We start from the raw sequence: 17,526 nt of genomic DNA on the forward strand, positions 1-17,526 counted from the left end.
TATCATTTTGTTGATAACAATTATCAGTATCATTATCATTCGCACCAACGCCAAAATGGGTATCGCAAAAAATAAACCCATATTTTATAAGGACAAAGGCTTTCTCAGGAAGAGAATCACCAGTGCGTCTTAGAATTTGCAGGGCAGTTTTGTTGAGCAGAACTTAAAAAATCAGTGCAGGACTAAAAACACATGTTCAAATCCTTTTCACAGCAGGGTTTGGTGAAAAACGTCGTTTTTATGGGGACGATTCTCACCACCACTTTTAACGTACACGCAGCGGAAGCCGTAAAAGACACCACCGATCTGGCACAAAACCAGACCACTTCTGAAGTGACCAAGAAGAAACCTGTGCGTACCGCGCAGGATTTGGCGCAGAGCAACGAAGAAGTTATGACGGTTACCGAGACGCTGCCGGATAAAAAACCGGGCTCGAAAACCACCCTCACCGCCGCCGACATGCAGAAAAAAGGCGGTAAAGATTTCGGTACGATCATGCGTTATGAACCGCTGATAAGCGCAACGGGTTCCAGCGGCGGTTCCGGTAACGGCAAAAGCGGCTTTGACCGCGCCGGCTACACCGGCTACAACATTCGTGGTCTGGAAAGCAACCGCGTGAGCATCGACGTCGACGGCATTCCGCAGCCCAGCGCCACTGGCCGCGCCTACGCCAGCCGCGCCGGTCTGGGCACGTTCGGCATTGGCCGTGACTACATCGATCCGTACATGTACGGTCAGGTGGATATTGAATCCGGTGCCACCTCGGCTGAGCGCGCCAACACCTCCATCGGCGGTGCCGTCTCCTTCCTGCCTAAATCCGCAGACGATTATCTGCGTCCGGGCAAAGAAACCTACTTCGGTTACCAGTCAGATTACAGCTCCGCCGATCGCTCATGGCACAACGGCATCACTGCCGCCGCCGGCGACCAGGAACTGCGCGGGCTGGTGGCGATCAGCCGTCGTGACGGTCAGCAAACCCGTAACAACAGCGATACGCATGACGCGTATCCGGCCAACTGGCACTCCAACGCGATTATGACCTCCGGGATCTGGCAGCCAAACGATGAACACAAATTCACCGGCACGCTGGATTACTACGAAAAAGTAAACCACACCCATTACGATGCGTGGAACAGCGCAGGCAGCGCCGTGCTCGGCACCGCACAGCAGCAAAGTAACACCCGCCGCTGGGGCGTGAGCCTGAAAGACGAATGGACGCCGTTTAACGATTTCGCTGACGCCGTGGTTTCCAAAGTCTATTACCAGTACACGCAGGCGCACGACAACACCTACATGCCGAACGCCAGCAAGCAGATGATGAACGTCTATTCCAACTATGACGTCAACACCTACGGCGCGGAAACCAGCTGGCTGAAAACCCTTGGCCGCCATGAGCTGAGCGCCGGGATCAACGGTCGCGTATCCAATACCGAACGTCCGTTCCGCGAAAGCCCTGAGCAAAGCATTTACACCACCACCATGCAGCCGGAAGCCAACAGCCGCAGCTACATTCTGGGCGGCTTCCTGCAAGACACCATGAAGTTTGACCTCGATGGTCATAACTTCTCGGTGATCCCTGCGGTGCGCGTGGCCTATCAGAACACCAAATCGACAGACCTGTCTGACCTGTCCAACAACGTGGTGTCGGAAGATTCCGTCTCCACCCTGTACGGCAAAGCCAATACGGATACACAGGTTCTGCCTTCTCTGGCGTTCACTTATGATCTGACGCCAAAACTGATGACCTATCTGCAATACAAACGCGGCGCACAGTTCCCGGATGCCAGCCAGCTTTACGGCTCATGGAACCTCGGTTCGTCTTACGCGGGCGCTGCGCAGTATGCGCTGATCGGTAATACCGATCTGAAAACCGAAACCAGCAACAACTTTGAGTGGGGCGTGAAAGGGGAAGCCACGCAAGGCGTGAGCTTCAAAACCTCCGTGTTCTACAACACCTATAAGAACTTCATCGCCAACACCCGCTACACCCGTGCGGCCAACGGCAACATGTTCACCAACGTGCCCTCCAACATTTATACGATTTATCAGGCTGAAAACCGCGATAAAGCGTACATCTACGGCGGCGAGCTGAGCACCAAAATTGACTACGGCGCCTGGTTCAGCGATGTGAATGGCCTGAGCACCACCTTTGCCCTGGGTTACGCGAAGGGTCAGTCCAAGTCCAGCTATGCGGGCGACAAATACGTCGATCTCGACAGCGTTCCGCCAATGAAACTGGTGGCAGGCGTGGCGTGGGACGATCCGTCCGGCGTGTACGGCACCGCGCTGACGGCGACCTTCGTGAAAGGCAAAAAAGCCGAATCCACTAACCGTCAGAGCTACACCAACAGCGGCACGCCAATCGCCGATTCCACGGTGGAGTACATGAACGTGCCGGGCTACGGCATGGTAGATGCGACGGCGTACTGGCAGGTGGCGAAGAACGTGAAAATCAACGGTGGCGTGTACAACCTCACCGATCGTAAATACTGGGATTACCTGAGCAGCCGTACGCTGACAGACACCACCAATCAGGATGCTTACAACAAAGCGCTGGCCGTGATGCCAGGCCGTAACTTCCAGCTGGGCGTTAACGTCGATTTCTAAAAGATAATTCCACACAGTAAAAATCAGGGGCGTCATGTGCAAACATGGCGCCTTTTTTGTTATCCGTATGAAACCTGTCGGCGCGCACGTTTCGCCCAATGCTGAAACGTCAGAATAGGCGTTTTCCTTTTTTACCTTGAGAGATTACATGGAATTAATCAGAAAACCCGTCGCGCTGGCCCTCGCCCTGCTGCTGTTACCCCTCACGGTTTCGGCGACCACGACCCTGCGCTACACCGATCACGAACCGGCGGGCGCGATGCGTACCCGCTTTATTGAAGACGTACTTTTTCCGGCAATTGAAAAAGAATCTCAGGGTCGCCTGAAAATTGAAGCCCACTGGGGCGGCGAACTCTCCACGGGTTACGACGCGCTGCGCACCCTCGGCGAAGGTAAAACGGCTGATATCGGCATAGTGGTGCCGGAATACGCCGCTAAACAGTTACCGCTGCATCAGATATTTAAAAGCTTTCCGGTCGGGCCTTCGGGCGCTCAGCAGATCGCGTTTTTCCGCCGCGTGTTTGCTGAAATCCCCGCATTCAGCGCGGAGCTTAAAAAAGAAAATGTGGTGAACCTCTTTTCTGCGACCGGCTATCCGGTGGCATTTTTCAGCACGCATCCGCTGAAAAATCTGGAAGACATCACCGGCACCACGTGGCGTTCAGCCAGTTTCTGGCATCAGGATTTCCTGCGCAATGCGGGCGCAAAACCGGTGACCATGCCGTGGGGCGCACAGACGGTTAACGCCTTTAAGACCGGCGCGCTGGACGGCATTATGGTCAACGTCGACAGCGGTTATGATCTCAACATTCACAAAATGGCGCCGGACGTTTTAGTCTCAAAAGAGCTGTGGCTCGGCCATGTGTATCTGCTGGTGATGAACCAGAACGTCTGGAACGGACTGGCGCAGGAAGATAAAGACGCCATCACCCGCGCCGCCAGCACCGCGTATCAAACCACGGGTTCAGTGATGGACAGTCATTTTGAAACGCAGCTCGAAGCGCTGCGAAAACAGGGGGCGAAAGTGCGCGTTCTGCGACACAGCGAAGTGGCGCACTGGCAACAGGTGACGCGTTATCGGGAGATTCAGGCCGACTGGGTGATCAGGCAGGAAGTATCAGGCGTGAAAGACGCCGGTCCGGCGATGCAACTGGTCACTGACATCATGACGCAGGCGATGAAGTAAATTGTGGCGAATGTCAGACAGAGGCGTTCGCCCCGCCCCTGTCTGATGTCTTTTACCCGCCGCTGACCGGCTGGATCACCGGATTTCCTGCGCGATCCTGCAAGACTTCCACCTCCACGCCGTAGGTCTGCGCGATAAGCTCTGCCGTCACGACGTCACGCGGTTTACCTGCGGCCTGAATTTTCCCCTGCGCGACCACCAGTAAATTATCGGCATACTGGCAGGCCAGATTGAGATCGTGCAGCACAATCACCGTCACCCAGCCACGCGTACGGGTTTCGCGACGCACCAGATTGAGCAACGACATCTGATGTTTCAGATCCAGCGCGCTGACCGGCTCGTCCAGCAGCATGACGTCGGGTTCGCGCATCATCACCTGGGCAAACAGCGCCATCTGCCGCTGCCCGCCGCTCAGCGAGGCGATTTCACGTCCGGCAAGATGCGCAATGCCCGCCTGCTCCAGCCGCTGCATCGCGGCGTCGAGCGTTTCATCATCAATGTGCAGCGCCAGTTTGCCGAGCCGCCCGAGCACCACCACTTCCAGCACCGTCAGGTCGATATCGGCGGTAGTGTCCTGAGGAAGATAAGCTATCGCATCACGCCAGCCGTGCAGCGATTTCCCCCGCACCTTGCCGGGCGAGAGTGTGCGTTCGCCGCAGCGGATCTGCCCTTCCGCCAGCGTCAGTTCGCCAAACATGGCGTTGAGCAGCGTGGTTTTACCGGTGCCGTTCGGGCCAATGATCACATGGATTTTACCGGCTTCCAGATGCGTGCTAACCCCGCCGATGATCGTGCGTCCCTGCCGGTGAATATTCACATTGTCGAGCCACATCATAGGGTTCTCCTGCGCGGTGCGAAGATAAGCCACAACAGGAACGGCACGCCGACAATCGCCGTCACGATACCCACGGGGAATAACGCCCCCGGCACAATCGACTTCGACAACACCGATGCCGCCGAGAGCATCAGCGCCCCGGCCAGCACCGACATCGGCATTGAGAAGCGCTGATCCTCGCCCACCATCATGCGGGCGATGTGCGGCGCGACCAGCCCGATAAAGCCGATCACTCCCACGAAACTGGTCGCCGTCGCGGTCATCACCGCCACGATGATCAGGATTTTCATCCGCAGCCGCCGGACGTTAACGCCCAGACTCAGCGCGCGCATTTCACCCATGCGCAGCGCCGCCAGTTTCCACGAATCCGCCATCAGCAACAGGCAGCACACCAGGGTGGTGACCGCGGTCAGCGCCAGCGTCGGCCAGGTTGCTTTGGTCAGGCTGCCGAACAGCCAGAATAAGATCTGCTGCGAAAGCTCGGGCGACGACAAAAACTGAATCAGCGACAACAGTGACTGGAACAAAAACAGCAGGGCAATACCGCCGAGAATGATGGTTTCGGTTCTGACCGTGCGCATCGACGCCAGCATGAACAGAAACAGCGCGGCGATCATCGAAAAGATAAACGCGCCGATCGGCACGGAAATCATCGGGTTCAGCCCGAAACCGCCAAATGCCAGACTCAGTGCCGCGCCAAACCCGGCCGCAGCGGCCATGCCGAGCGTGTACGGGCTGGCCATCGGATTGTTGAGCAATGTCTGCATCTGCGCGCCGCCCGCGCCTAAAGCCGCACCGACCACTAACGCCATCAGCGCCATCGGTAAACGGAACTCGCGCACGATGGCGTCGGTCATCGCTGCCCGTTCGCCAATGCCGGTCAGCGAGCGGATGACTTCGGAAGGCGACAGCATCGACGGGCCGGTGGCAATATCAAACACCAGGCTGACGGCGGTGATCAGCACAAAAAGCAGAACGTAGCGCCAGCGTTTGCGTTCACGCGCGCGGTGAGCGGAAATCGCTTCGCTCCGTCCGGTGGAAATGGTCATCAAAATCCCCTGTCAGAAAACGAAAGAAGCGCTGCTCAGTGGCAGCGCCCCGGTATCACACACCCTCAGGATCAGTCTTTCAGGCCGACCACAAACGTGCCTTGCGGGGTGACAGGGAGATATTTTTTGTAGAAGTTCAGGTAGTTCGCCAGCGGATCCATATCTTTGAACTGCGCCGGATAGAGCTGTTTCGCCATGTACTGCACCATCGCGAAATCAGAGAGGGTGCGGGACGCGCCCTGATAGACGCCGTACAACTGGCCGTTTTTGATTGCCGGTAATTCTGCCCAGCCACGACGGTTTTCAAAGCCTTTCAGCTTCTCACGCGCTTCGGCTTTGCTGATGCCCACGCCCATCGGCAGGGCTGACGGATTTTTATTGTTTTCACGCCCTGAAATGAAGATCACATCCGGTTTTGACGCCAGCACCTGCTCCGGGTTGATCGGCCCCCACCACTCAACAAACGGCGCAGCAATGTTGTCGCCGCCCGCCACGGTAGCCATCGCGCCCCACATATTTTTACCGTAGGTGAACGAATACTCTTCCGGCCCTTTGTTCCCAAATTCCACATACACTTTCGGCTTAGGTTTACCGGAGGCGGCGATGCGATCGGCCACCTCTTTTAGGGAAGAGGCATACAAATCCGCCATTTCACTGGCGCGCGCTTCCTGTCCGGTCAGCGTACCCAGTACGCGGGTTGAGGCCACATGGCGCTCAACGGTTTGCGCGTTGTAATCGATGACCACCACCGGAATGCCCTGCTTCTCGATGCGCGCCACGTCGGCGCCCAGCGCTTTAAACTGCCAGTCGGCCAGCACCAGCAAATCCGGGTTCAGACTCAGCACTTTTTCTACCGAGAAACTCTGCGCTTCAACTTCGCCCACGTCAGGAATGTCTTTCAGCGACGGACGGTGTGCAACGTGCATCTGCCAGTTTGCCGGCACCCAGCCTTCCCACGCTTCGCGTGAAATCCCGACAACCGAGTCGTAGGCCTTTTCGCCGCCGACGGACATGTAATCTTCAAAATAAAAACCCACCACCACGCGTTTGGCGGGGAGATCGACTTTTACCTGACGTCCGATGACGTCGGTAATGGTTTTGATTTCTGCCAGAGCAGAAGCACTGAGGCTCAGCGTCGCGAACGACAGCGCGCAGGCCAGCGAGCGCAGGGTAAGAGTGTGTGCAGCCATGAAGTTCAGTTTCCCAGGATAAGTAGATCAAGTTGAATGAAAATGATTATCAATTACGTCTGACGCTTTTATTTACACAAATAAACATTTTCTTTCAAGTGATTTAACACAGCCTGCGTGGAAATCCGTGCATAACTGAACCGGGGTGTACATTTTCTTGACAGACGAAAAGTCTTACTTCATAAATATACCGTACCGTACGGTTTTGATGTAAAAACAAACCGACGTCCCGCTGCGACTCCTGACAGAAGGTAAGACGAATGTCTGCGTTAACGAACGGCTATTCTTTGGCAGCTTTGATTTCTTTAGCTTTTCTCACCGGGTGCGCGAGCACCCAGCCTGTGCCCTACACCGGGGTCACCTCTTCCTCCCGGATGAAACCTGATACGCAGGATGAATCCGGCCACATTTCATACCGCTACAGCATCCCGACGGACTGGAATAAATACTCCAGAGCGATCCTCGATCCGGTGGTGATTTATCAGGGGACGGATGCCCAGTTTGATGATGTTTCCGCCGAACAGAAGCAGGCGCTGGCGGACTATATGCACCAGGCATTTGGCAAAAGTGTCGGTCAGCATTTCCCGCTGACGCAGACAAAGACGCCCGGCACCTTGCGCATCCGCCTGACGCTGACCGGTGCTGAAACCACCACGCCGGTGCTGGGCACGTTCTCCCGTTTCGATCTGATGGGCGGGCCGTACAACATCGTTCAGTCCGTCCGGGGTAAACAAGGATCGTTCACCGGCTCGGTGAGTTACGCGGTGGAAATTTACGATGCAACGTCTGACCAGTTGCTCAGCGCTTACATCGCCAAACAGTATCCGAACTCGCTGAACATCGGCGCGAGCTGGGGTGCGCTGAGCGCGGCTGAAACCGGCCTCGACATTGGCGCCGAACAGCTGCAAGAACAGCTGAAATAAACGGGACGCAGAATGAAAACCTACCCGCAGCAGGTCATCTGCAAACACTGCGACAGCCTGTATACCCGACAATCCGTGCGGTCCGGCGAGGCCGCGCGGTGTCAGCGCTGCCATGCCGTACTGTACCGGGGAAGCTGGCTGAGTCTGGAACAGTGGCTGGCATTAACGGTGGCGGCGGCGGTGTTTTTTATCATCGCCAATCTGTTTCCGGTGCTGGAAATCCAGTTTCACGGTCAGTCGCAGGCGGCGACCTTAGCGGAAACCACGATGGCGCTGGCGCACAGTTACGCCTCGCCGCTGGCTATTCCGCTGGCGTTGCTGATTATCGTTTGTCCGTGCCTGCAAATCCTGCTGCTGGGCTGGGTGCTGTGGCACGCCTGCCGGAATAAAATCGCACCGGGCTTCGCGCCCGTCATGCGTTTACTGGCCGGTCTTGCGCCGTGGAGCATGGCGGAAGTGGCGCTGCTCAGCATTCTGATCGCCGCCATCAAACTCTCCGGGCTGGTGCACATCACCACCGGCCCCGGCACCTGGGCACTGCTCGGGTTATGCCTGTTACTCCCGGTAATCAATCATCAGGATTTTCATTCGCTGTGGAGACTGAAAACCCTGAAAGAGAAGCGCGGATGAAGCCGGTCAGACAGGCGTTATCTGCGGGTCTGGTGCGCTGCCCTGTCTGCGGGCTGGTGTGTGAGCATGTGCTGGCGGTGCAGGATTTGCCCTGCCCGCGCTGCAACACGCCGCTGCACCCCCGTCACCCGGAGAGTCTGTCGCAAACCTGGGCGCTGCTGCTGACCGGTCTGCTGCTGTATCTGCCCGCCAATCTTTTGCCGGTGATGTACAACAGCTTTGCCGGTCACGGCGGGGAGAGCACGATTCTTGGCGGAATCTCAGGATTCTGGAATTCCGGTGATTACGCCATCGCGGCGATCATTTTTGTCGCCAGCGTCGTTGTGCCCTGCGCCAAATTCCTGATCCTCGGCGGGCTGCTGATCGCGGCTAAAAGGCCGCAGACCGGCGGTCAGCGTTTTCGATCCCGCCTGTTCCGCCTGACGGAACATGTCGGTTACTGGTCAATGCTCGACGTCATGGTGGTGGCGATCATCGCCGCGCTGGTGCAGTTCCCCGGTTTCAGCACCGCCGAACCCCGTATCGGCATTGTTTTTTTTGGCGCAGTGGTGATGTTCACTCTGCTGGCCGCACTGACGTTCGATCCGCGTCTGCTTTGGGAAAATAAAAAGAATGACTGACCACGACTCACCCCCGCCTGAGATCCTGCCGCGCCGCTGGCGTCCTTCGCTTATGTGGCTGGTGCCGGGGATCGCCGCGTTCACCGGCCTGTTTTTGCTGATCCAGCTCTGGATGTCCGCCGGGCCGGAAGTCTCCATTACCTTTCAGACAGCCAGCGGATTACAGGCCGGTAAAACCGAAGTGAAATACAAAGACGTCACCGTCGGGCTGGTGAAATCCATTGTGTTAAGCCCTGACAGCCAGCGCGTTCTGGTCACGGTGTCGCTGATGAAGAATGCTCAAAATCTGGCGAAAGCCGACACCCGTTTCTGGGTGGTTCGCCCGCGCGTCGGTATGGGCGGCATATCAGGCATTGATACGTTGCTGTCGGGCGCGTACATCAGTCTCGACACCGGCACCTCTGAGAAATCCGGCAGTCTTTTTCAGGGGCTGGAATCGCCGCCGACGGTGATAAACGGCATGCCCGGCAAACAGTTTGAAGTGGTGGCCGACGATCTGGGTTCGCTGGATATCGGCTCGGCGGTCTATTACCGGCGGATACCGGTTGGCCGCGTCTCTTCTTACGCGCTGCGCCCGGACGGCAAGGGCGTGAGTGTGAATATTTTCATTGATGCCCCCTATGACCGTTTTGTCACGCCATCCACCCGTTTCTGGAATGCCAGCGGTGTCGATTTATCATTGAATTCCGACGGGTTACAGCTGAAAACTCAGACACTGGCCTCGGTGATAGCTGGCGGGATCGCGTTTGCCAATCCGCCGGAAAGTGGCGCGTCTCTCCCCTCCGGCGGCCACAGCGTCTTTCATCTGGCAGACGATCAGGCTTCGGCGATGGCCCCGCAGGACGGCACACCGCAAATCCTTCAGCTGCGTTTTCAGCAGTCCTTACGCGGGATGCAAACCGGCGCGCCGGTGGAATTTTCCAGCGTAAAGCTTGGCAAAGTGACGGCGATTGACCTGGATTTCGAACCGGCGGGCTCACGCTTTATTTCGGTGGTCACGCTCGAGGTCTACCCGAACCGTTTAGGCCGCGTGCTGCAAAAGCTGCCTAAACCGCAGAAAGATGGCGATAAACAGGCGGCCTTTTTCCTGCGCGATCTGGTGCAGCATGGCCTGCGGGCACAGGCGCGTACCGGCAATTTACTGACCGGCCAGTTGTATATTTCCCTCGATTTTGTTCCCGGTGCCGCGCCGGTGCCTTTCGATCTCAACGCCCGCCCTTTGCGCATTCCGACGCTGAACGGTGGTTTCGACCATTTGCAGGAACAGCTCGCCACCATCATCGGCAAAGTGTCGAAAATGCCCATTGAGTCGATAGGCAATAATCTCAACGCCACGCTGGGCAATCTCAATCAGACGCTGATTCAGGTGAACGGCCAGGTGTTGCCGCAAACCACGCAAACCCTGCGCCAGCTGGATCAAACGATGAAAAGCGCGCAGGCGCTGCTGGCGGCGGACTCTCCGCTCTTCAGCACGCTGGCCGAATTCCAGCGCACGCTCTATTCCCTGCGCACACTGAGCGGTTTACTGACGCGTCAGCCGCAGGCTTTGTTGACCGGCAGACAGAATGACCCGAAGGAACACCCATGAAACTTACCGCTGCTGTAAACACCGCCTGCGCCCTGCTGCTCAGCGGTTGTGCTTCCTCCACGCCGCCGCACTATTACACGCTGGTGACCGCCGCCGACAGCGCACCGCCCGCCGTGGCCGCCGCGCCGTTCGTGATCCGCATTCATCCGGTGACAGTGCCGGAACAGCTGAATCAGCCGCAAATGGTCACGCGCAAAGGCGACGGCGAAATGGTGATGTCCGACGACGCCCTGTGGGCCTCGCCACTGCCGGACGAAATGCGCAGCGCGCTTACCGGCCAGCTGGAACGTTTGCTTAATACCACCGAGATCAGCGGGCTAACGCCGCCGCAGGATAAACCGGTGGTCGGCATCAGCGTGGCGGTTCAGCGTTTCGATGCCTGGCCGGAAAAGCGCGCCAGCATCGCCGTCACCTGGCGGCTGAGTTTTGCGGCAGGATCCGCCGAAGAACAGCTCCTCACCTGCCGCACGCAACATCAGCAAACGGCGCGGGGAGGCGATGCCGGACTGGTCAGCGCGCAACAGTCGCTGATGCGCGAGGTGGCACAAGACATGGCGGAGAGCATAAGAATGCGCCAGTGCCGCTGACGAAAGAAAATCACAAAACCTTTTGCATCAAATTGATACATTTTGTTATGTTATCACATATCAGATGATCAGCAGCGAAAGACGGATTGACGGGAATGACAGCAGACAGGATGAAAAATGGCCGACCGGTGCTTGCGGTTGAAGGGCTGACGCTGTGGATCGCCGGGGAAAAACGCATCGACGATCTCAGCTTTCACGTGAACGCGGGTGAACGCGTTTGTCTGCTGGGTGCATCCGGTTGCGGAAAATCGCTGACCGCCAAAAGTATCACCGGCGTTCCCCCTGCGGGGGCAAAAATCAGCGGCAGCATCCGCGTCAACGACGTGGAAGTCTGCGGAAAACACCCGGTGGCACGCCCTCTGGCAGGCCGCGTAGCAACGGTGTTTCAGGACTCTTCCACCGCCCTTAACCCGCTGATGACGCTGGGCAAACAGTTGCGCCTCGCCCTGCCCGCGGCCAGGGAAAGTGACATCAGCGCCATGCTCGGTGCCGTCGGGCTGGGTGATATCCCGCACTTTTCGGCCCGTTATCCGGCGGAGCTTTCCGGCGGCCAGCGCCAGCGCTTATGTATCGCGCTGGCGATGCAATCTTCCTCCTCATTGCTGGTTGCCGACGAACCCACCACTGCCCTCGATGTGCTGACCCAGCAACGGGTTTTAGACGTGATGCGCAACGCCTGCGAGGTTCGCGCGCTGCTGTTTATCACTCACGACGTGGCGGTTGCTGCACAACTTTGTCAGCATGCACTGGTGATGGAAAACGGCAGGCTGGTGGAATCCGCGCCCATGGCGCAGTTACTGCGCCACCCGCAACACCCTTACACCCAACGTCTGGTTCACGCCGCGAAACAGGCCGCGACACTGCATTCTCCCGCCGTCTCCGCCTGCGGAGTGGCGGTCTGATGCATTCTCCCCTGCATCTGGTGACTGAGCCTTTTCTGCATCTGCACAACCTCAGCCGCCATATCGCGCTGCCGCGCTCCTTCTGGCGTGCCATAAGGCAGGCACCGGTTGAACGCAACACGCTGTTTTCGCATTTATCGCTGCGCATTGGCCGCCATGAGCGCGTCGGGCTGGTGGGTGCCTCCGGTTGCGGGAAATCTTCATTACTGAAAATTATGCTGGCGATGGAAGCACCGGACAGCGGTGAGGTTTTCTGTCACGGCGTGCCGGTTCGCCCCGGCTCTGCCCGCTCGCTGCGCGATTTCCGGCGTTGCGTTCAATACATTCCGCAAGATCCGGCAGGTTCGTTACCGCCGGATCACACCGTCGCTCAGATTGTGGCACAGCCGCTCAAACGCCTCGGCGCGGGCGAGCCGGTCATGCCGCGGGTGCGGGAAGTGATGGCGCAGGTCGGGCTGAGTGACACCCTGCTTGAACGCAAAGCGGGGGCGCTTTCCGGCGGGCAGGCGCAGCGTGTGGCGATTGCCAGAGCACTCGCCATCCGCCCTGAATTTTTGCTTGCCGACGAGCCGGTCAGCGGGCTTGATTTGCCGCTGCGCGCGCAAATCAAACACCTTCTGCAACAGGTGACACAGCAAAATGGCATGGGTCTGATGATGGTGACGCACGATATATCGATGGTCGCCGGGCTGTGTCAACGCCTGCTGGTGATGCATGATGGCCAGATCATTGAAGACCGCGCCACACAGGATATTCTGCATTCTCCGCACCACCCGCATACCCGCCAGCTGTTGCAGGCGGTCCCACATTTACCTTTGACCGTTAATGGATAACCGGATGTTCACCCGATCACTTTCGCGCACTGGCGCACCCTGGCCTCCGTTGCTGCTCGGCAGTAATCTGGTGTTTAACATCGGCTTTTACGCGGTGGTGCCGTTTCTTGCCATTTTCCTGCGCGATGACATGTTGCTTTCCGGCTGGGCGATCGGTCTGGTGCTCGGCCTGCGAACGTTTTCACAGCAGGGAATGTTTTTGCTCGGCGGCGCGCTGTCCGATCGTTTCGGCGCGCGGGTGGTGATTCTGTGCGGCTGCGTGGTGCGTATCGCCGGCTATCTGCTGCTCGGGCTTTCTGACACGCTGACGCCGGTGATCATCGGTGCCTGTCTGACCGGCATCGGCGGCGCGCTGTTTTCGCCGTCCATCGAAGCCTTGCTGGCACAGGCCGGAACGCACAGTGAGAAAGCGGGAAAACGCAGCCGGGCAGAATGGTTCGCGCTTTCGGCGGTGTGCGCAGAGCTGGGCGCGGTGCTCGGCCCGTTACTCGGATCACTGCTTTCCGGCTATGGTTTTCAGCCGGTGGCGCTGGCCGGTTCGGGGCTGTTTTTACTGGCGCTGGTGGTGCTTTTTTTCACCCTGCCCGCCGCGCCGCAACGCGCTGCCGGACTGAACATTGTGCCCTGGTGGCAGACGTTCCGTCAGCCGCGGTTTGTGGCTTTCATTGTGGCTTACAGCGCTTACCTGTTCAGCTATAACCAGCTGTATCTGGCGCTGCCGGTGGAATTGCGCCGCTCAGGCGGCAGCGAGCAAGATCTCGGGCCGTTGTTTGTGCTGGCCTCGGTTCTGGTGATCGTTCTGCAAATGCCGCTGGCACGATTTTCCCGCCGCATCGGCGCACGGATTATCCTGCCCGCCGGTTTTCTGCTGCTGTCTTCAGCCTTCGCCGCCGTCGCGATGTTTGCCTGGACGGTGCCGCCGGAAGGCTGGCTGCGGCTGCTGCCCTCGGTGTTACTGATCACGCTGCTGACCGTCGGGCAGATGCTGATAGTGCCGGTGGGGATGGATCTCATTCCGCGCTTTGCCGGGCAACATAATCTCGGCGCCCATTATGGCGCACTCTCCTCCATGGGCGGCATTGCCGTGCTGGCGGGAAATTTCCTGCTCGGCGGCCTGCTCGATGACGCGCTGGTGCCTTCCCCCGGCGCGGTGATCCCGTGGCTGGCGCTGGCTGCCGTTCCGTTTTTAAGCGCGCTGGCGATGTGGCAAATCTGCCGCCAGCTGCCTCCTCCTGCAATCTGACAAGGAACTTCTGATGTCTCTGTTACGCATAAGCCCGCTGGCCGGGCTGCTTTTTGCTGCACTTTTACTGACCGGCTGCTTCAATGAAGCCGATAAAACCACCGAAAACAGCGGCGATGCGCGCCTGCGTCTGGCGATGTTACAGCCGCCGCGCTCCGGCCTGACACCGCTGAGCGACGACGCGTTCAAGCTCTCCCGCTGGAGCACCGCAGAAACGTTGGTGATACTCGATAAACTCGGCGAAGCCCGGCCTGCGCTGGCCACCCGCTGGCAGCAGACCGGCGAAAACAGCTGGCGGTTTGAATTGCGCCCTGACGTAAAATTCCACGATGGCACCGCGCTGGACGCCGCTGCCGTGGTCAACGCCCTGACCGTCGCCGCACACGCCGCGCCTAAACCGCGCATTCTCGATGGCGTGCAGTTGACCGCCATGGCCGACGGAGAACATGCGGTGATCGTCACTACCGCGCAGCCGGATCCGCTTCTGCCACAACGTTTATCCAGCCCGCAGCTGGCGGTGTTATCGCAAAAAGCCTACAGCGCCAGCGGCGTGGTGGACCCGCGCCACACCGGTTCCGGCCCGTTCGAACTGGTGCAGGTGAACGGCACCAGCAGCGCACGGCTGGAGCGGTTCGACGGATACTGGGGTGAAAAAGCCAAAGCCAGCGGCATCGACGTCAGTTTCGTGCCGGACGGCACCGCTCGCGGCGCGGCCCTGCGCACCGGCACGGCGGACATCGTCGAGGCCATTCCGGTGTCGCAGGCACCGCTGCTTGACCAGCACCTCATTCACGAAGTGCCGATGCCGCGCACCAATACGTTGTATCTCAATACGCGGCTGGGTGTGATGCAGGATCCGGCGCTGCGTGCCGCCGTGCGTGAAGCGCTTAACCGCCAGCAACTGGTGGATAACGTTTACGAAAAACGCGCCGACGTTGCACAGGGGTTACTCGGCCCGGCGTTGCCCTGGGCCGCACAACTGCGCCAGCCGGTGAATTATCCGGTCGCCGCCCGCAAACCGGCCGGTGAAACGATCACGCTGGCCACTTTCAGCGATCGCGCCGAACTGCCGGAAGTGGCGGTGTACCTGGCGCAACAGCTGACCGCGGCAGGTTTCACCGTCAGACAGGTTGTGCGCGAATATTCGCAAATTGAAACCGACGCGCTGGCCGGTAAATTCGACGCCTTTATTTTATCGCGGGCAACGGTACTCGATTCCGGTGATCCGGTGGCCTATATGTACAGCGATTTTGCCTGTAAAGGGTCGTTCAACATCGCGCAACTTTGCCGCCCGGAAATCGACAAGGCGCTGCAACAGGCCGCCGTTATTCCGGCGGGCGGGGAACGTCGCCAGGCGATCATGCAGGCTGAAAACCTGATCCTCGCGACCGATGCCGCCATTCCGATGTTGCACGAGCGCGTGATTCAGGGCGAAGCGGCGGATGTACGTGGTGCAATGCGCGATCCGCGTGAACGCACGCTGATTAACGCCGCCACGCAGCGCGGGGTTCAGGCCGACTGATGAGCGAGTCCTTGTATTGCCGCACCTGCGCGGGGGTGAGCCGTTTTCGTCAGCGCCAGCCCGGCGGAGCGCTGTTACCGCTGATCTCACGCCTGCTGACGCTGGCGGCCATCGTGGTGCTGATCGGCCTGCTGCCGTGGCTTTCCGGCACGGATCCCGCGCTGTCGCTGCTGCGCGCACGCTCCGGCGATCAGGAAGCCACCGCGGAAACCCTTAATGCCATCCGTTTGTCGCTCGGGCTGGATCAGGGGCCGTGGCACGCGCTGGCCCACTGGCTGGGCGGCCTGCTGCGCGGTGATGCAGGGCTGTCGTGGATTTCAGGCCTGCCGGTTTTACCCGGCATGTTGCGGGCGACCGGCGTGTCGCTGACGCTGATGGCCTGTTCGGCGCTGGTGGCGCTGGTCATCGCGCTGCTGCTGTGTGCTGGCACCCTGAGGCGCGGATTGCAGGGCGGCACGCCGCGTCCGGCGGGTTTTCTGGCCGCGATGCTGACCGCGATGCCCGAGTTTTTACTGGCTTCGCTGTTGCTGATTACCGGCGCGGTCTGGCTGCCACTTTTTCCGCCTTACGGCTGGCAGGGCTGGCATTACGCCGTACTGCCGTCGCTGGCGCTGGGGCTGCCTGCGGGAGGCTATCTTGGCCGTATTTATTCCGATGCGCTGACCGGCACGTTCGGCGAAAGCTGGATCACGACCTGGAGCGTGCTGGGGATAAAACGTCGTCATACGGCGCGCGCAGTGATCCTGCGTTCGCTGCCGGGCGTGATGCCGTTAACCGGTCTGGTGCTGGTGGCACTCACCGGCGGCGCGGTCGCCGTCGAGAAAGTGTTCGCGATCCCCGGCATCGGGCGCGCCACGCTGGGCGCCGCTGCCGCCGGAGATTTACCGGCGTTGCAAACCGGCGTGCTGATCCTGCTGCTGCTGGCCTCGGTTATCGGCATGCTGGCGGGCGGGGCACGGCGGCTGTTGCTTGGCCGCGCCCTGACGCTCGGTGCCGTCCCGGTGCCCGCGCAGGCCGCCCCCGCGCACCGGCAAAGGGTGTGGATCCCGCTGGTCTGTCTGGGCCTTCTGCTGCTGATGGTCCTGGCCGGTTACGGACGGGATCCGCTGTCGTCTGACTATATGCGGTTACAGCCGCCGTCATTCGGGCTGCCTTTTGGGGCGGATGCCATGGGACGCGATCTTCTCGCCCGCGTCGCCCACGGAACGCTGAATACCTGTTTACAGGCGCTGGTGGTTTCGCTGATTTGTCTGGCGATTGGCGTCATCGTGGGGGCATTCCCTCGCGCGATGACCGGCCCCACCGAAGTCACCAACGCACTGCCGCCGGTGATCGCCGGGCTGGTGGTCGCCGCGTTGAACGGGCCGACCGCAACCGGCGCGATCGTCGCCGTGACCGCCGTCAGCTGGGCACCGCTTGCCGCGCACACAGCGGCACTGGTGGCAGAGATTCAGGCACGTCCTTATATGAAAATGCTGCCGGTGGTGGGCGTCGGTGCAGTGCGTCGCACCCTGTTTTACGTCCTGCCTGCCCTTTCCGGCCCTCTGGTGCGCCATGCCATGTTGCGGCTGCCGGGCATTGCGCTGGCGCTGGCCTCCCTCGGCTTTCTCGGCCTCGGCGCACCGCCGCCGGTTCCCGAATGGGGGCGCGTGCTGGCCGAAGGAATGCCTTACATCGAACGTGCAGGCTGGAGCGTTTTCGCCCCTGCTGCCGCGCTGGCGGTGCTGTCGGTGATGGCGGTGACGCTGAGCAGCCTGAGGTGGAAAAAATCATCAATGGCACACTGAATCGTTATCTGAAAGGCTAAATCG

General features: G+C 59.4%; 15 protein-coding genes. 12 read left to right on the forward strand and 3 right to left on the reverse strand.

Going from position 1 to position 17,526, the window contains the following annotated elements:
- Positions 1 to 192 precede the first annotated feature (192 nt).
- Positions 193 to 2,607, forward strand: a complete 2,415-nt coding sequence (locus ABSH60_RS21180) for a TonB-dependent receptor domain-containing protein (protein ID WP_390975990.1) — start codon at positions 193 to 195, stop codon at positions 2,605 to 2,607.
- A gap of 148 nt (positions 2,608 to 2,755) precedes the next feature.
- Positions 2,756 to 3,793 carry a TRAP transporter substrate-binding protein DctP gene (gene dctP / locus ABSH60_RS21185; protein WP_390975992.1) on the forward strand — a complete coding sequence of 346 codons (1,038 nt, stop codon included), beginning with the start codon at positions 2,756 to 2,758 and terminating at the stop codon, positions 3,791 to 3,793.
- 52 nt (positions 3,794 to 3,845) lie between these two features.
- On the opposite strand, the gene ABSH60_RS21190 is transcribed toward dctP, so the two are convergent.
- The 3 genes from ABSH60_RS21190 to ABSH60_RS21200 all read right to left on the reverse strand — a co-directional run bounded on the left by ABSH60_RS21190 (position 3,846) and on the right by ABSH60_RS21200 (position 6,867).
- The gene (locus tag ABSH60_RS21190) at positions 3,846 to 4,628 is read right to left on the reverse strand and encodes an ATP-binding cassette domain-containing protein (RefSeq protein WP_390975994.1); all 783 of its coding nucleotides are present in this window, start codon (positions 4,626 to 4,628) and stop codon (positions 3,846 to 3,848) included.
- Positions 4,625 to 5,677: an iron chelate uptake ABC transporter family permease subunit gene (locus ABSH60_RS21195; protein WP_390975996.1), complete on the reverse strand. Its 1,053-nt coding sequence runs from the start codon at positions 5,675 to 5,677 to the stop codon at positions 4,625 to 4,627. Before ABSH60_RS21195 ends, ABSH60_RS21190 begins: the two co-directional genes overlap by 4 nt.
- 71 nt (positions 5,678 to 5,748) lie before the next feature.
- Positions 5,749 to 6,867 (reverse strand): ABC transporter substrate-binding protein, encoded by a 1,119-nt coding sequence (locus tag ABSH60_RS21200; protein WP_390975998.1) that lies wholly within the window; start codon positions 6,865 to 6,867, stop codon positions 5,749 to 5,751.
- 260 nt (positions 6,868 to 7,127) lie between these two features.
- On the opposite strand from ABSH60_RS21200, the gene ABSH60_RS21205 reads away from it, so the two are divergent.
- The 10 genes from ABSH60_RS21205 to ABSH60_RS21250 all read left to right on the forward strand — a co-directional run bounded on the left by ABSH60_RS21205 (position 7,128) and on the right by ABSH60_RS21250 (position 17,502).
- Entirely contained in the window at positions 7,128 to 7,790 is a 663-nt protein-coding gene (locus tag ABSH60_RS21205; protein WP_390976000.1) for a DUF3313 family protein, read from the forward strand.
- 12 nt (positions 7,791 to 7,802) lie between these two features.
- The gene (locus ABSH60_RS21210) at positions 7,803 to 8,420 is read left to right on the forward strand and encodes a paraquat-inducible protein A (RefSeq protein WP_390976002.1); all 618 of its coding nucleotides are present in this window, start codon (positions 7,803 to 7,805) and stop codon (positions 8,418 to 8,420) included.
- Positions 8,417 to 9,040: a paraquat-inducible protein A gene (locus tag ABSH60_RS21215; RefSeq protein WP_122096870.1), complete on the forward strand. Its 624-nt coding sequence runs from the start codon at positions 8,417 to 8,419 to the stop codon at positions 9,038 to 9,040. The genes ABSH60_RS21210 and ABSH60_RS21215 overlap by 4 nt, the downstream gene beginning before the upstream one ends.
- The gene (locus tag ABSH60_RS21220; RefSeq protein ID WP_390976004.1) at positions 9,033 to 10,628 is read left to right on the forward strand and encodes an MlaD family protein; all 1,596 of its coding nucleotides are present in this window, start codon (positions 9,033 to 9,035) and stop codon (positions 10,626 to 10,628) included. Before ABSH60_RS21215 ends, ABSH60_RS21220 begins: the two co-directional genes overlap by 8 nt.
- The gene (locus ABSH60_RS21225; protein WP_390976006.1) at positions 10,625 to 11,215 is read left to right on the forward strand and encodes an ABC-type transport auxiliary lipoprotein family protein; all 591 of its coding nucleotides are present in this window, start codon (positions 10,625 to 10,627) and stop codon (positions 11,213 to 11,215) included. The genes ABSH60_RS21220 and ABSH60_RS21225 overlap by 4 nt, the downstream gene beginning before the upstream one ends.
- Before the next feature lie 110 nt (positions 11,216 to 11,325).
- Positions 11,326 to 12,117, forward strand: coding sequence for an ATP-binding cassette domain-containing protein (locus tag ABSH60_RS21230; protein ID WP_390976008.1), 792 nt, complete (start codon positions 11,326 to 11,328; stop codon positions 12,115 to 12,117).
- Entirely contained in the window at positions 12,117 to 12,950 is an 834-nt protein-coding gene (locus tag ABSH60_RS21235) for an ATP-binding cassette domain-containing protein (protein ID WP_390976010.1), read from the forward strand. Before ABSH60_RS21230 ends, ABSH60_RS21235 begins: the two co-directional genes overlap by 1 nt.
- 4 nt (positions 12,951 to 12,954) lie before the next feature.
- Positions 12,955 to 14,193: an MFS transporter gene (locus tag ABSH60_RS21240; protein ID WP_390976012.1), complete on the forward strand. Its 1,239-nt coding sequence runs from the start codon at positions 12,955 to 12,957 to the stop codon at positions 14,191 to 14,193.
- 13 nt (positions 14,194 to 14,206) lie between these two features.
- Positions 14,207 to 15,715, forward strand: coding sequence for an ABC transporter substrate-binding protein (locus tag ABSH60_RS21245; protein ID WP_390976014.1), 1,509 nt, complete (start codon positions 14,207 to 14,209; stop codon positions 15,713 to 15,715).
- Positions 15,715 to 17,502: an ABC transporter permease subunit gene (locus ABSH60_RS21250; RefSeq protein WP_390976016.1), complete on the forward strand. Its 1,788-nt coding sequence runs from the start codon at positions 15,715 to 15,717 to the stop codon at positions 17,500 to 17,502. The genes ABSH60_RS21245 and ABSH60_RS21250 overlap by 1 nt, the downstream gene beginning before the upstream one ends.
- Positions 17,503 to 17,526 lie beyond the last annotated feature (24 nt).

The organism is Rahnella sp. R3(2024) (genome assembly GCF_042920125.1).
Taxonomy (GTDB): Bacteria; Pseudomonadota; Gammaproteobacteria; order Enterobacterales; family Enterobacteriaceae; genus Rahnella; species Rahnella rivi.